Raw genomic sequence first — 14,885 nt, forward strand, 5'->3', positions numbered from 1 at the left:
GGAATCATTACTACGCCGAACCAACCGATGTAGATCCGGTTGTTGGTGCTGGTGATCCATTCGCAGAATCGATCCCATACGTTGGCGCTTGAGCGACGTTGTAAGGTTGTTGTCATTGTTTTATAAATGCGATTATTTGCAGATGAATTTTAGGTAGGTTTGACTACCTGTTACACATCTTAAATAATTTATTGCGTTTTGTAAAGTACTTTCAGAAAAAACTTTCTCTTGGGATTTACGCACCCACAGAAAATCCCCAAACCTTTGAAAAAGGGGGGACTTTGGGTGATACCACTTGGGATTTTAGACTTTCCTGCGGAACACTGCGCGAACGGCTACGCTCAGTCGAACGATTGTGGATTGTGAAAAATGCACTTTATTCTTCAATTTGTTGCTGGCTGCTTGGATATGGACTCTATACCCACTTCCGGTAAAGGTGGACGCACAGATAAATAAACCAATGGGCCGAATAGCGGTATCAACGCTATTAACCAGAAAAACTGGGGATTTTTCCAACCGCGACGCGCCATATCATCCCCCAACAATGTGGGAAATAATAGGCAGAGTAGACAGAAATCTATACTCATCACATTGATAAAGCGGTTAGTTTGCCACTCTTGCACAAAGCTGCCCCAATCTCCTCCTCTTAAACCGTAGGCAACTAGAATAACTGTGGCTACCGTTAACACAAAACCAGTTACACGAGAATCTAGCAGCTTGAGCAAGGTATTCTTTTGACCGAGAAACTGATTATTTGGTTTTCGTAGGGCTAAGTACGGCAACAAAGCAAAAGCACCAACTGCGAAAGAAGCAGTAGAAAACAGCCAAGCAGGTATTTTTTGTCCTCTACCATCAATAAAAACTACTGCGCTGTAAATAAGAGGCCAGATGCCCATGAGGTTGAATAGTGCTACAACTAACGGGTTAACGCCTTGCCACTGGCCGATAGAAAGGTTTTTAATCAACTCGAATGTACCAGGTTGATCGGGAGGCGCGAGGAAAAAAGCATAGACCACAAATCCCAGCCACAGCAAACCAAAGGCAATTTTTCTAACCATGAAAGATTTTGGTAGTATTAATTATTGATTTTGCCGCTATAAATTGGGCTATCTGCCTGCTATTATATTGTCCATTCGCTTACACCCGTAGTAGTTTATCCCTAAACATCACCTGATACGATTTAAGGATTGAAATAACTGAAAGCTTCTGAGAGGTAATCAGCAGCAGATGTTACTACTGCGATCGCACTTTCATAATCTAGGCGCGTTGGTCCCAAAACTCCCACACTTCCTACAGGTATCGAACCTCGGCGATAGTTAGAAGAAATTAAGGTGCAGGTACGTATCGGTTCTAATGGATTTTCTGCACCAATACGAACCGTTACCTTTGGTTTACCACCGTCCTCTGGTTCTGGTTCTTCAAATATTAATCGCCACAGTTGGTCTTGTTCTTCTTCCAGCAGGTGGATAATCGTTTGTACCTGCTGTAACTGGGAAAATTCTGGCTGGCGCAAAACTTCTGACACACCCCGAACCATAATTTGGGTTGCAGTCGGTGCAAGAGTGCGACGAGTCAATTCGGCAACTGAGTTTTTCAAAAATTCCCCGTAGCGTTGGAATTCCTGATCTAGTTCGCTCCAGTTGAGATAGGCTAATTCCAACAGACTTCGCCCCCGCAGGTGACTATTCAAAAAGTTAGAAACAATCTGCAACTCGCGATCGATTACCTCTGAATCCCGTTGGGTTTCTTCTGGTGTTGGCGATAAATCCATCAATTTGGAATGTGTCTCATAACCATCAGTCACCACAATCAGCATGATTCGCCCAGCTTCAATTTGCACTAATTGCAGATGTCGCAATAGCGCTGTGGTTGTTTGCGGCATCGTGATCAAGCTAATGCAACCATTTAAGGTTGCTAAAATCTGTGCAGCTCCTTGAAGCAGGGTTTCTAAACTCCGATCTTCCCACTGGAGATGCTTTTGCAGTGCTACCTCTACTTCTCGCCCTAAAGTTTCTGTACCACTTCCCTGCGGGACGCTGCGCGAACGTGGAAGCAAGCTACGCGTAGCGTCTGTCTGCGACACGCTGCGCGAACGCAGAGAAGGTGTAATTAGCTGGTCAACATAAATGCGATAGCCTGAATCAGAAGGTACACGTCCAGCAGAGGCATGTGGTTGGTAGAGCAATCCAGACTTTTCTAAAACGCCCATCACATTGCGAATTGTTGCCGAGCTTACACCGAGGTCGTACTCCTCAACCAAAGCCTTTGAACCAACCGGCTCTGCCGTAGCAATGTAGTGACGTACCGTTGCCCAAAGTATATGCTGTTGTCGATTTGTTAACTGAACTTCCATTATGGTATGTTTTGCTGAAGGCAAATTTTAATCAAACTCTGAAAAAGTTTGTGGATTTAATCGAAAACAAAGAATATTAATAATTCATTAAGATAGCAAATTATATAACTATATTTTGATAAGTATTTTTAAAGTTTATATACATACAGCATTTTTTAAGAGTAGGGTTGAAATAGTAGCTCAACTTTTTTTTGCAAAAGCTGCTGATTATAATGTACCCTTATGATGCTTCTTTCTAACCGTACTTTTGCACAAATTTACGCTTGCAACAGTATTATTAGATACGTATTTGTTTGCAGTGGCTAGTGCTAAAGTGTGATTTGGGTCAGTCGAAAAGTTTCGTGCAGATGTACTTGATGCCCAAATTACAAGCTTTCTGGCAAGCCTTGAAAGTAATGTACTTCTGCCTTTAGCATAGCAAAAGTCAGATGGAAGAGTTAAGTCCCATCTGAATGATGTATTCGAGCAGAAGCTAATACTGGGCAATTGAAGGGTCTACTAGTTGGGAATAGGCATCAATACCACCCGAAATATTTTGCACATTTGTAAAACCTTGAGCAATCAACCACTGGCACATTTGGGCAGAGCGGATGCCGTGGTGGCATAACACCAAGGTTTCGGCTTCGGGATTGAAGAGGGTAGGTACTTGATCTCCCCATTCGGCAAATTCACTTAAAGGTAGGTTGACAAAACCTTCAATGCTAGCGATCGCCAATTCTTCTGGTTCACGCACATCTACTAGCTGAATACTTGCATCACTAGAAGAAAGACGTTGCGCCAGTTCTTCTACACTAATTTGGTTCATGGGTTGACAAAAAGAATTCCCTATAAACAGTCCTAATCTTATTTATGGTGACAGAAAATCTCTGCCTTTGCATGAGTATCCATTCTCAAGGGGGTTGATTAATTCTGCTAGGCTTTCTGCTTAAATGGCTGTAAACCGTCTTTTTTAATAGGTTTAATGTGAATAGGCAACGTTCATTTATTGGTTTTATCGTAGCTGGGGCGATCGCACTGCTAGTAATTGTGATCGCAGGCTTTTACTGGTTTTTCGCTAAAAGTCCGGCTAACCTCATTGCTTCTAGCTCTGGGCCTAGTGCTGCCATATTCGTGTCAAAACTTTCCCCTGCAATGGTTTCATTATTGACCAATCCTGACCGTTTGCAGGCGTTAGAGCAGGAAGAGGAACTATCTAAACTCAAAACCAGTTTATTCGCCAAGAGTGGCATAGATTACAAACAAGACATTCAACCCTGGTTAGGAAATGAAATTACATTAGCAATCACTACCTTAGATATCGATCGCGATCCAGAAAACGGACAACAACCAGGGTATTTGTTGGTACTAGCAACCAAGCAACCACAGAAAAGCCGCGAGTTTGTTGAGTTGTTATTTTCTAAACGAGCGTTATCTGGTGCAAACTTAGCTGTTGAACAATATAAAGGTGTAAAACTGATTTCTGACAATTCTCAACCAGAACAAGACTTGCTTGCTGGTGCTGTTGTTGGTGAAGGCTTCGTCTTATTTGCCAACGAGCCAAAAGTACTACGAGATGCTATCAATAATGTCCAAGCGCCCGATCTGAATTTGACTAGCTCACCCGAATACCAAAAAGCTACCAAAGAACGGCTCAAAGGGGGATTAGCTGTAGCTTTCTTAAATCTTCCCATCGTAGCAAAATGGCAAGGGTTAGAGTTACCAGAACAACTTTATAACAGCCAAATTATATCCTTGGTGTTAAACTCCAAAGGATTGCTGGCAGAAACCACCATTTTGACTTCATCGGAAATTGTCCCTCCATCTGCACCGCTATCTAAACCTGTGGGAGCATTACAGTATGTTCCAGCATCCGCAGGTTTAGCAATTTCTGGCTCGAATTTGAGTAATTTGGGTGACAGTGATTTAGCTAAACTCTGGAGACAAGCAACAGCAACTATATATGGTTCTGGGGAAGATGTGGTTTCTCGGTTAGCAAAACCTTTGGCGGATGTTCAAAAACGCTGGGGTATAAACTTACCAGAGGATATTTTTAGTTGGGTACAAGGAGAATATGCTATTGCGTTGTTACCAGGGAAAGAGCAAATAACCCCACATTGGATTTTTGTGGTGGAAAAATCCGAAGGTGTAGAACAAGGCGTTGCTCGTTTAGATGCGATCGCCTCATCCAATGGACTCAGCATCAATACTTTGACTATAGAGCAGCAAAAAATCTCCGCTTGGACAGAGTTAACCACAGCGACAAAAAAAAGTGATGTCAAAGAAGGAGCATCTTTCAGTATTGAAACAAAAGTACAGGGATTGCATACAACTTTAGGAAATTACGAAATTTTCACGTCTGACTTAGAGACTATGGATGAAATTCTTACAATTAAGAATAATTCCATAATTGACAATCCTAATTTCAAAGATAGTATCGCTGCAATTCCCAAACCAAACCAAGGTTATATATATCTTGACTGGACAAAGAGCCAGAATTTGTTAGAGCGTCAAGTACCGATTCTCCAATTAGTGGAAGTTTTAGGTAAACCGTTTTTTAACAAACTGCGATCGCTCACAGTTAGTAGTTATGGAACTGACACAAAAGCGCTCAAAGGCGGGGTTTTCTTCCAACTCCATAATTCGTAAAATTTTCACAAAACCTCAAGTGCAGAAGGTAAAAAATTATTTTATCTTCTGCACTTTCTTATCTCGTAATCACTTTCTTATCTCGTAATGAAAAATACCTCCGTCTGAACTAACTACCCAAGGAATACCGTTGGATGTCACTGCTATGGGGACGGCAGCACCGGATACTTTAGTGAAACTGCCACCATTCAAATGATATATTTCATTACCACCACTACCACCAACAGCACATTTTATTACCCAAACAAAGTCATAGTTGCCGACTCCAATATCTTTTGCACATCCTGGAACTCTTTTAAATCCAGCTGCCATGACTGCATTGGCAGCCAGTAGCGAGATTGAAAGTACTACTGGTAACAACAGAAGTTTTTTCATTTTGTATGTTTTATAGCTGTTTATTTTTCAACTTTAGATAATTTTTTCTCAAGTCTAATTAAAACAGTTTAAACCTAGTAAATTGCTAATAACTAAAATTCCATCAGAGTTAAATATTTTTAATAAGACTGTTGTTAAGAAACTATTTATAAAGTAAATTTTAAGGTAGTAGCTTGGCAAAGTAGGGGTAAATTTTTTGAAAAATCATTTAGGATTCCTATACAGCAGACCAAACAATTACTAAAATCGTCCATTGAGGGTTTTGTTTCAAATAAAAACTCCTACGTCCAACAGAAATAATTACATCTCAATCATCAGTTAAGTATTTGTAGTTGCTAAGAACGAAAGACAACCTAGCAATTAGCTGCTTACTTTCAAATATATTAACTGTGGCACATTTTAATGTGGCACATTCAACTGAAATTTCACTGTAAATTTTTCACTAGAATATGTATATATCACTACTCATTTAAAAGCCTGTTGGAGGGCTACTATGAAATACTGTCGCCCCCGACTTCAGTTTTGCGGCGGTTGGCTGTTGGCTATACTTACCGCCATCACAGCTACCCCTGCAATAGCACAGACAGCAAACTTTGGCACTTTGAATTTATCAACAAACTTTGATTCAGCACAAGGAACAGTGCAGGGGTTTACAGGTGGTTCTTACTCATTGTCTGCCATAAGTAACCGCGATCGCGATCAAAAAGCCTGCATTGGCTTTGCCGATCCCAAACCAGATCACATTATGGTTTTGGAAAAGGACTTTTCCCAGCTAACAATACAAGTTGATAGCAACAACAACGACACCACTTTAATCATCCAAGGCCCAGATCAAACAACAATTCGTTGCGGCGATGATACTGGCAAAAGTAAAGATGCTAGCGTTAGCGATCGCAACTGGAAAAAGGGCACCTATCGGATTTGGGTAGGTACATTTAATCCTGGAGTCAAGCGTGATTATACTCTGAAAGTGGAGCAGCAGTGAGGCAGAGTGCTGAGTTAGGAGTTAGGAGTCAGAAGTCAAGTGATAATAACTAATGCCCCATTCCCAATTTTTAGGTGTAACACCTGAGAGGATAATATGGGATAGTAGCTTGTTGTGCTTTCCGAGGGTGCTATCTCGTGCTATCTATACTGCGTGCTGACTTTCGTATCATATTTGAACGTGACCCAGCTGCCCGTAACTGGTTGGAAGTTTTATTTTGTTACCCTGGTTTGCAAGCCCTGTTATTCCATAGGCTGGCTCACTGGCTGTATAGTATTGGTCTTCCCTTTATTCCCCGCCTAATTTCTCACTTGGCTCGGTTTTTGACTGGAATTGAAATCCACCCTGGTGCAACAATTGGGCAAAGTGTGTTTATTGACCACGGGATGGGTGTAGTAATTGGTGAAACTGCGATCGTGGGAGACTATGCTCTAATTTATCAAGGCGTCACCCTTGGGGGTACTGGTAAAGAATGTGGCAAGCGCCATCCTACTGTGGGTGAAAACGTTGTAGTCGGAGCTGGAGCGAAGGTACTGGGAAATATCCAAATTGGCAATAATGTCCGAATTGGTGCTGGTTCTGTTGTTTTAAGAGATGTGCCTTCAGACTGTACTGTGGTAGGTGTGCCTGGGCGCATTATGTATCGTTCTGGAGTTCGGGTTTCACCTCTTGAACACAATAACTTACCAGATTCAGAAGCTCAAGTAATTCGTGCTTTAGTAGACCGGATTGAGGCGTTGGAAGAACAAATACAAACTCTTCAGCGCACCAATTCTTCAGAAAAAACTCCTGTTTTAGTGGGTTGTTTGGCAGCAAAAGAGGATGAGCTAACCCACGATAGTCGCTGGTGCAACCTTAAAGATAAGACCATCCAGGAATTTCTAGATGGTGCTGGCATTTAGTTAAATGTTAAGGGTTAAGGGTCAATCTTTTGACTCTTGACTAAATCACGGATTAATCGCTTCGCTAGACCACTCTTGCCGATCGTTACGGCAGTAAAGCCATCGATTTTGTGGTTCGCCGCGTAATTCTAAATGGTCTACTTGCACTGGATCGAGTAGCAGTAGACAAAAATTAGCCACTGGCTCAACAGGATCAGGTGCTGGTGGCTCAAAGGCTCCTGCTTCTTGGATTCTGAGTTTACCAGGATAGGGCCAAGCAAACTGTAAACGCGCCGCATCACTTAATTCTTGCCATATTGCGATCCGCGCTGGCTGTAGATCGTGGTCATAATCATCACCGCTTACCAGGGTTAAACAGCCAGTTATGCGGAATTGTTCTCGTGTATTGGGAAAGTACCAGCAAACTTCTGCCCAAGGTTGTTGCTGTATCTGAGCGGCTTTGGCGCTACGGTTATCGGTGATAAATTTTAGCTGGTTTGTATCTTCTAGAAAGCCGCGAAAGACTAGGGTACGATTAGCGGGGCGACCATTCGCTTGTAGTGTTGCTAGTTGTAGGTAACGGGCATAAACAAGGCTGCGGTTGCGATGGAGTGCATGAGCGATCGCACCTCGCCAAGGAGCAAGAGACATTATACAATTCTGTTGGTAATCTAACGCCAGGTATTCCTGAACATCCTACCACTTCAATACTTCTGGTTGAGCGCTAGTAATTCCTAAAAGTTCTCTAACGCCAAGAAGCTTTAAGATTCCACTGCTGTAAAATATGCATATATAAATTATTAATATAAATAACACCTGATGAGTTCCTTACCCGCTAATCGTGCTAATACCCTCAAAGCTGCTTTTCGTATTTGTGATGTAGCTCCTTTAGTTACTAATAGAGATATTGAACGTTATTATGTTAATTTATCAAAAGTTCGCAAGGCAGAGGCAATTAATACTATTAAAACTCGCTTAAGTTTTCTGGAACCAGCCGAATTTTGCAGCCTTCTATTTACTGGACATCGGGGATGCGGTAAAAGTACAGAATTAAGGAAGATTCAGCAAGAATGGGAATCTCAATATAAGGTTATTTATATTGAAGCCGACGCTGAACTAGATATATTAGACGCAGAATACACAGATTTATATTTGGTAATTATTAAAAAAGTTGCTGATGTCTTATATACATCTGAATTAAATTTTGATGCACAACTTTTAAAGAATTTTGAGTCTTGGTTTAAAGAAATTACTCAAGAAACTGAACAAACAGTTGAAAGGTCAGTAAGTATCGGTGCTGAGGCAGAAGCAGGAATAAAGATTCCCTTTCTTTCAAAGCTATTGGGTAAAATACAGGCTCAAATTAAAGGGGCTGACAAACAAAGAAAGACGGTTCGTCAGAATTTACAAAAAGATATTGGTCGTTTACAAGCAGATATAAATTTGTTGCTAGGTGATGCTTTTGTTAAGCTTAAATCAAAATACCCTGAATATGAAAAAGGATTTTTAATTATTTTTGATAACTTAGATAGAGTGCCTCCAAATGTAGCTAAACACTTATTTTGTGATTACGCATTTCAATTGCAAAGTCTACATTGTACGATTATCTATACAGCGCCAATTTCTATAGTCTATTCTGAAAATAATTTGGCTAATACCTTCGACACACCCAATATTGTGCCGATGGTCAATATATATGAGTTTGAACAAGATAAAAACGAGCTAGCTCATAATGATGATGGTATAACAGCAATTACGAGTTTAGTTGAACAAAGAGTTGAAGTAGACGCAGTATTTGAATCGCGTCAACTATTGGTAGATTTAGCGAAAGCAAGCGGCGGTCATATCCGCCAATTGATGCAAATAGCATCAAAAGCATTTATTACAGCAGCAACTCGTGAGCATGAGAAAGTTACTGCGGATGATATCACTTATGCGATTAAGCAAGAGCAGTTTAATTTTGAGCGGAGTATATCAACAGAATACTATTCTGCTTTGGCTGCGGTATATGTCAATAAGGATGTTTCTAAAGATGAAATCGGCAGATTAATGCTGTTCAATCTTTGGGTTTTTGAATATAACGGCAAAAATCGCTGGAATTATGTTAATCCAGTTGTGAGGCAAATCTATGCTTTCCAAGAAGCAGTCAAATCAGCCACAAGTAACCCCTGAGTTAAATTTAGAAAAAGAAACTTTTGTGCAAATAAATCAGCAGTCATTAGCGGAACTGTTAACCTTTATTGACTTTGCTGATACTCAGTTAACGATTGGGTTCGTTGCTGTTAATTTTGCTGAAGATAGAAATACTTTAATTGAAATCCTCAACAACCATCCTCAATGTCATGAGATTCAGTTTGAACTTCTCAATTTTGGCGACCCTAATTTGTATTTTTTAAGGGATGAGATTATTCGTGATTTAAAAGGAATTCATTTAGAACTAGATAAGAAATTAGTTTTAATTGTTATAGGTTTAGAAAAGTCTATTGGTTTATCTGGAGAATATCCCCCTGTACTGCAAGACTTGAACTTTGTCCGAGACGCTTTTACTAATAGTGTTCCTCACCCTATACTGATATTTCTGCCAGATCATGCCTTAACACGTTTGGCAAAGTATGCTCCAGATTTTTGGGCATGGAGAAAAGGAGTATTTTATTTTCAAACAGTCGAGTCTACTCAAGAATTGGCTTTGGAAAAAACAATTCAGTCTGAGAGAATATTAGGAAGTTTAGATTTACCAGAAAGGCAAGAGCGGATTGATTTACTTGAACGCTTGCTAATGGAAGAATCAACAGATGTACGTACCCGCATTACTATTTTGCAGGAATTAGGGGCAGCTTATAGGAGTATTGCTGAGGCAGAAAAAGCAGAATATTTTTTGCTAAAAGCTTTGAAGTTGACTGAAGAAGATGAAAATCTAGCAGAAATCAAAGCCAGCGTTCTCCACGAACTGGGTGACACCTATCATGATTTGGGAGAATGGGATAGAGCGATCGCACTCTACAATCAGTCTTTGGAAATAACTGAATACATTGGTGATGTCCAAGGCAAAGCGGTGACGTTGTACGAACTAGCAGGTATCTACGCCAACAAAGGCAATGTGGATAAAGCGATCGCACTCTACAATCAGTCTTTGGAAATAACTGAACGCATTGGTAATGTCCAAACCAAAGCGGCGACGTTGCACGCACTAGCAGGTATCTATGCTGACACAGGGGATGTGGATAAAGCGATCGCACTCTACAAATGGACTTTGGAAATAACTGAACGCATTGGTGATGTCCAAACCAAAGCTGCGATGTTGAGCAATCTGGGAATTCTTTACGCTAACAAAGGGGAAGTGGATCAAGCGATCGCACTCTACAATCAGTCTTTGGAAATAACACAACGCATTGGAAATGTCCAAGGTAAAGCGGCAACATTGAGCAATCTAGGAATTCTTTACGTTAACAAAGGAGAAGTAGATGAAGCGATCGCACTTTTTAATCAGTCTTTGGAAATAACACAATGCATTGGAAATTTCCAAGGCAAAGCGGCGACGTTGCACAATCTAGCAGGTATCTACGCCAACAAAGGGGATGTGGATGAAGCGATCGCACTCTACAATCAGTCTTTGGAATTAAAAGAACGCATTGGAGATGTCCAAGGCAAAGCAGCGACGTTGTACTGTCTGGGAATTATCTACGCCAACAAAGGGGAAGTGGAAGAAGCGATCACACTCTACAATCAGTCTTTGGAAATAAATGAACGCACTGGTAATGTCCAAGGCAAAGCGGCGACATTGCACCAACTGGCAGGTATCTACGCCAACAAAGGGGAAGTAGATGAAGCGATCGCACTTTTCAATCAGTCTTTGGAAATAAATGAACGCATTGGTAATGTCCAAGGCAAAACAACGACGTTGAGCAATCTGGGAATTCTTTACGCTAACAAAGGGAAAGTGGATGAAGCGATCGCATTCTACAATCAGTCTTTGGAAATAGAAGAACGCATTGGTAATGTCCAAGGCAAAGCGGCGACGTTGCACCAACTGGCAGGTATCTACGCCAACAAAGGGGATGTGGATGAAGCGATCGCACTTTTCAATCAGTCTTTGGAAATAAGAGAAGGCATTGGAGATGTCCAAGGCCAAGCAATGACTCTGTGGTGGTTAGGACATTTGGCAGAACAGCAGGGTGAATACACTAAAGCGATATCCTATTTGCAACCAACTTTAGAGATTTTGCAGCGATTGAAGTCACCGGATGCTGAAAGTGTAAGTGCAAGTCTTGATAGGGTAATGCGTAATTCGTAATACTTCGGCTACGCTCAGTACAAGTTCGTAATTCGTAATTACAGCACCGAAAGATTTTTGTCTTGTGCAGAGGCGCAGAAGCGCAGAGAAGAACGCGAGAGTATTTTTTAAATAAATGAAAATGCTGTCATAAGTCTTTTATACTCGCGGACGAGTCTTTTATACTCACGGATGAGTCTTTTATACTCGTGGACGAGTCTTTGATACTCGCAGATGAGTCTTTTATACTCGTGGACGAGTCTTTGATACTCGCGGATGAGTCTTTTATACTCGTGGACGAGTCTTTTATACTCGTGAATGAGTCTTTTATACTCGTGGACGAGTCTTTTATACTCGTTCGTGAACCTCAAAGCTTCATTCGTGAACCTCGGAGCTTCGTTGATAAGTCTGTATAGCAATTCAGGTGAGAGAATCAGGATCTACACCGAGCGATCTTAATCTTTCTGCTAATAATTGGGCGCGTCTTTCAGCTTGTTGAGCCTGTTCTTGTGGTGTTAAAAGCCTTTGCCTTTGCCGATCATACCAATACAACCACTCGCGGGGAATGCCTAGATAAGTTCCCCGTTCCATACCAATTCTTAAACCAATCTCTGGTAGCCAAACGGGACTACTATCTTCTAGTGCAGTGTAACTACCATTAATTAATTTGTATACTTCCAACCGTGGCTTTTGGCAACGAAATGGATTATAGATTACATAATACAAAATCCCTAGTTTTGCATACTCCGCTTTCTTAGTTGAGTATTCGCCACGGTAGTTTTGAGATACCACTTCCAACGCTAATATCGGTACTTTTCTCTCTTCCCAAAGCACATAACTGGGACGAAGGTTTTCATCATAAAACCGCTCTACGCCTAGACTCAAAAACCCATCTGGTACTATCAGCGGTAAGTCCGGGTCATAATAAATACCCATATCTACGCCAAAAAACCAATCCATGCATTCTGGCCAAGCCATTGCCAGAAGCGCTTTAAGTAAACCGGGAATCAAATCTTGTAATTCATTATCCACGGGGGTATCGTCAGAGTCAGGTAACTCCTCAGATGAAGGTAAGCAAGCTAATGGATCGTAATTTAGCATGATGGGCTTACTGTTTTTCGGTGATTAGTGCATCTTTATTTTATTAATTAATTTTGATAGCAATTCAGCAATTCAGCACACCCTATTTTCATTGCAAACATCGAGAGACTCAGAACCCCGCTTCTTAATGAAGTCGGGGTTATTTTGCTCATTGGATATTAATTTTCCACTTGTTTGAGTTTTTGAAAAATTTCATCAAGTGGTGACTCAGATTCATCAGGACAAAATTCTAAAGCAAGTCTAACTTTTCCTTTTTTCCATCCCAAAGTACTAAATTGTAAAACTTCACAATTTAATCCTTGGGTATACAAATTTACTTCATCTGTTTCTTCTGCTCCAACATATTCTTTAATTGCTGTAATCAAATCACGGACTTTAAAGGTTTTAGCAATATTTAACTTATTAAAAGTGTCTGGTTCTATAGACACAACTTCATCATGGTTTAGTATCTCGAATCCATCTTCCATAAAAATCTCCTGTCAATAAATCTATATTTTCCAGAGATATAACAGTTCATCCGAAATAAAATGATGATTTTATAGATTTAGTGCTGGTCAAATAAAAATTTAGTAATAATTTCATGTCCGGTAAATTAGCCTATAATTCTCGCTTTACCCCTGCCCAACCCTCTTCCCCCCAATACATCAGGGGATTAAGGGGGGTAATTCACACAGTAGTTTTGGTAAGGGGGGACGCTGATAGGCGGGGGGTAAATAAAGTTATGGAAGCTTAACCCAGAGAGATTCTACCTGCTATCTGGTAAGCCTTGGGATTAATGCCAAATTTGTGTCGGAAAGCAGCACAAAAAGCTGTGGGGCTGGCATAACCTACTTTAGCTGCAACTCCTGCAACAGTCATTTTTTCTGCTAACAGTAGCTTTTGTGCTTGCTGCATTTGGTAATCATGCAAGTATCCAAAGACGGTATTACCAAATACATGACGAAATCTTTGCTTGAGTTTGCGTTGATTAAGTCCCACTTGTTGTGCTAAAGCGATTAAAGATACTGGGTTATAAAGATTATTGATTAAAATTTCCCTAGCTTGATAAATGCGATCGCAGCAAATGAGGCTCAACTCGAATGCAGATATTTTGTAAAAGTCCGGTAGGGTGTACCTCAATTTCGCAGGTTCCGGGCAGAAAAAATAAATAATTTTCTCCCGCCTGTTCGCAATTATCCTCTTTAATACCGTAAATTTGCTCTCTGCAACCGCCTGTCATGATAAAGGCTAAAGTCAAGGGAAAAGACTCAGAATGTTGACCCTCTTCGCCCCAAGTTATGGGAGTTTCATAATTACCAAACTGCAAGTAGAGACCAGGACGTAACTCAATGACTTGAATAAACCCTTTTTTAAGTTCATGTTGCCACGTTTCAATATATTCAGAATCGTTGGATTGGCAGGTAATTTCACCTGTTTCTAAACCTTCAAGCCATAGTTCATCAAAATCAGCTTCTGTAAAGATGATTGTTATGGTTAAATGAAAAAGATTTTTATTGCTTGCTCTCATTTTCCCATTTGCATAGACGTCCTCTCGGCGTCTTATGGAAAACATCACGCTCCACTATGTTAAATTCAAGCTACAACTCCTGCGGATAATGAATTAGGTAATGGCGGCTTCTGTGGAACATGGCTTAGATAATAGCGCTTTTATCCCTCCTTTAGAAAGTGGCGATCGCTTAACCCGCCACAAATTTGAGCGTCGTTATACAGCAATGCCTGATAAAAAAGCAGAATTAATCGAAGGAGTTGTTTACGTGGCATCACCCCTGCGTTTTAGAAGTCATGGCCAACCTCATGCACAGTTAATTACCTGGTTGGGAGTTTATCGCACTTTTTCTTGGCTGCTTGGCCTGTAGTTGGTATCTGGTTGACGGCATTGGGTATCAGTACAATGGCGTTCAACCTCAACGGGTTCAACTTTAACCAATCAATTCTTGACTCCAAAGGTCGTGTAGTTAATACATGGGCAGATGTACTGAACCGGGCCAATTTAGGTATAGAAGTGATGCACGAGCGCAATGCTCACAACTTCCCCTTGGATTTAGCGGCGGGTGAGGCAGTACCTGTGGCAACGATGTCTACGACGGGCTACGCCTACGCACCTATAATTCACGGTTGATTGTAAGTTAAAATTCACGGCGCCCTCTAGACAGAGGGCGCTTTTTTCATGCATGAAGCTATAGTTATACAAATATTTCCACAGATAAAATATAAAAAAAATATCTGGTGTATTTGGGTACAATTACTAAATTGTTACTCATTTATATTAGTAAATGCATTGGTATAAATAAAAAT

General features: G+C 40.8%; 15 protein-coding genes and 3 pseudogenes. 8 read left to right on the forward strand and 10 right to left on the reverse strand.

Translation table 11 applies throughout. The features are described from left to right. The 4 genes and pseudogenes from V7K60_RS15360 to V7K60_RS15375 form a co-directional block, all read right to left on the reverse strand. Nucleotides 1–116: pseudogene (locus tag V7K60_RS15360) on the reverse strand (photosystem II q(b) protein); the annotation flags it as partial. A 267-nt stretch (nucleotides 117–383) separates the two neighbouring features. Further along, nucleotides 384–1,058: a DUF2834 domain-containing protein gene (locus V7K60_RS15365; RefSeq protein ID WP_334926734.1), complete on the reverse strand. Its 675-nt coding sequence runs from the start codon at nucleotides 1,056–1,058 to the stop codon at nucleotides 384–386. Between the two features lie 122 nt (nucleotides 1,059–1,180). Continuing rightward, nucleotides 1,181–2,353: an HrcA family transcriptional regulator gene (locus V7K60_RS15370; RefSeq protein WP_334926735.1), complete on the reverse strand. Its 1,173-nt coding sequence runs from the start codon at nucleotides 2,351–2,353 to the stop codon at nucleotides 1,181–1,183. A 472-nt stretch (nucleotides 2,354–2,825) separates the two neighbouring features. Next, complete coding sequence (locus V7K60_RS15375; RefSeq protein WP_334926736.1) at nucleotides 2,826–3,158, reverse strand: rhodanese-like domain-containing protein; 333 nt, start codon at nucleotides 3,156–3,158, stop codon at nucleotides 2,826–2,828. 158 nt (nucleotides 3,159–3,316) lie between these two features. Between V7K60_RS15375 and V7K60_RS15380 the strand changes: the two genes are divergently transcribed. Continuing rightward, complete coding sequence (locus V7K60_RS15380; protein WP_334926737.1) at nucleotides 3,317–4,978, forward strand: DUF3352 domain-containing protein; 1,662 nt, start codon at nucleotides 3,317–3,319, stop codon at nucleotides 4,976–4,978. Nucleotides 4,979–5,047: 69 nt separating this feature from the next. Here V7K60_RS15380 and V7K60_RS15385 read toward each other — a convergent pair whose 3' ends face one another. Further along, a complete protein-coding gene (locus tag V7K60_RS15385; protein WP_334926738.1) occupies nucleotides 5,048–5,353 on the reverse strand; it encodes a hypothetical protein in 306 nt (101 codons plus the stop codon). Nucleotides 5,354–5,846: 493 nt separating this feature from the next. On the opposite strand from V7K60_RS15385, the gene V7K60_RS15390 reads away from it, so the two are divergent. Both V7K60_RS15390 and cysE read left to right on the forward strand, forming a co-directional pair. Further along, complete coding sequence (locus V7K60_RS15390; protein WP_334926739.1) at nucleotides 5,847–6,338, forward strand: hypothetical protein; 492 nt, start codon at nucleotides 5,847–5,849, stop codon at nucleotides 6,336–6,338. A 137-nt stretch (nucleotides 6,339–6,475) separates the two neighbouring features. Next, complete coding sequence (gene cysE, locus V7K60_RS15395; RefSeq protein ID WP_334926740.1) at nucleotides 6,476–7,240, forward strand: serine O-acetyltransferase; 765 nt, start codon at nucleotides 6,476–6,478, stop codon at nucleotides 7,238–7,240. 45 nt (nucleotides 7,241–7,285) lie between these two features. On the opposite strand, the gene V7K60_RS15400 is transcribed toward cysE, so the two are convergent. After that, nucleotides 7,286–7,870, reverse strand: coding sequence for an Npun_F5749 family FMN-dependent PPOX-type flavoprotein (locus V7K60_RS15400; RefSeq protein ID WP_334926741.1), 585 nt, complete (start codon nucleotides 7,868–7,870; stop codon nucleotides 7,286–7,288). A 168-nt stretch (nucleotides 7,871–8,038) separates the two neighbouring features. Here V7K60_RS15400 and V7K60_RS15405 point away from each other — a divergent pair, with 168 nt between their 5' ends. From V7K60_RS15405 to V7K60_RS15415, 3 genes are all read left to right on the forward strand, one after another. Beyond that, nucleotides 8,039–9,391 carry a P-loop NTPase fold protein gene (locus tag V7K60_RS15405; RefSeq protein WP_334926742.1) on the forward strand — a complete coding sequence of 451 codons (1,353 nt, stop codon included), beginning with the start codon at nucleotides 8,039–8,041 and terminating at the stop codon, nucleotides 9,389–9,391. Next, entirely contained in the window at nucleotides 9,348–11,510 is a 2,163-nt protein-coding gene (locus V7K60_RS15410) for a tetratricopeptide repeat protein (protein ID WP_334926743.1), read from the forward strand. Before V7K60_RS15405 ends, V7K60_RS15410 begins: the two co-directional genes overlap by 44 nt. A 188-nt stretch (nucleotides 11,511–11,698) precedes the next feature. Then, nucleotides 11,699–11,905, forward strand: coding sequence for a hypothetical protein (locus V7K60_RS15415; RefSeq protein WP_334926744.1), 207 nt, complete (start codon nucleotides 11,699–11,701; stop codon nucleotides 11,903–11,905). A gap of 4 nt (nucleotides 11,906–11,909) precedes the next feature. Here the strand turns inward: V7K60_RS15415 and V7K60_RS15420 are convergent, their stop codons facing one another. The 4 genes from V7K60_RS15420 to V7K60_RS15435 form a co-directional block, all read right to left on the reverse strand. Continuing rightward, complete coding sequence (locus tag V7K60_RS15420) at nucleotides 11,910–12,590, reverse strand: Uma2 family endonuclease (protein ID WP_334926745.1); 681 nt, start codon at nucleotides 12,588–12,590, stop codon at nucleotides 11,910–11,912. Between the two features lie 158 nt (nucleotides 12,591–12,748). Continuing rightward, a complete protein-coding gene (locus V7K60_RS15425) occupies nucleotides 12,749–13,057 on the reverse strand; it encodes a KGK domain-containing protein (protein ID WP_322638021.1) in 309 nt (102 codons plus the stop codon). Nucleotides 13,058–13,319: 262 nt separating this feature from the next. Next, on the reverse strand, nucleotides 13,320–13,664 hold the full coding sequence (locus V7K60_RS15430; protein ID WP_334926746.1) for a helix-turn-helix transcriptional regulator: 345 nt from the start codon (nucleotides 13,662–13,664) through the stop codon (nucleotides 13,320–13,322). Further along, complete coding sequence (locus V7K60_RS15435) at nucleotides 13,627–14,097, reverse strand: hypothetical protein (protein ID WP_334926747.1); 471 nt, start codon at nucleotides 14,095–14,097, stop codon at nucleotides 13,627–13,629. The genes V7K60_RS15430 and V7K60_RS15435 overlap by 38 nt, the downstream gene beginning before the upstream one ends. Nucleotides 14,098–14,197: 100 nt before the next feature. On the opposite strand from V7K60_RS15435, the pseudogene V7K60_RS15440 reads away from it, so the two are divergent. Together V7K60_RS15440 and V7K60_RS15445 are read left to right on the forward strand one after the other, a co-directional pair. Continuing rightward, a pseudogene (locus tag V7K60_RS15440) lies at nucleotides 14,198–14,419 on the forward strand (Uma2 family endonuclease); the annotation flags it as partial. Continuing rightward, nucleotides 14,419–14,709 (forward strand): annotated as a pseudogene (locus V7K60_RS15445) (photosystem II q(b) protein); the annotation flags it as partial. The pseudogenes V7K60_RS15440 and V7K60_RS15445, both read left to right, overlap by 1 nt. Nucleotides 14,710–14,885 lie beyond the last annotated feature (176 nt).

This window comes from Nostoc sp., from assembly GCF_036917555.1.
Classification (GTDB): Bacteria; Cyanobacteriota; Cyanobacteriia; order Cyanobacteriales; family Nostocaceae; genus Nostoc.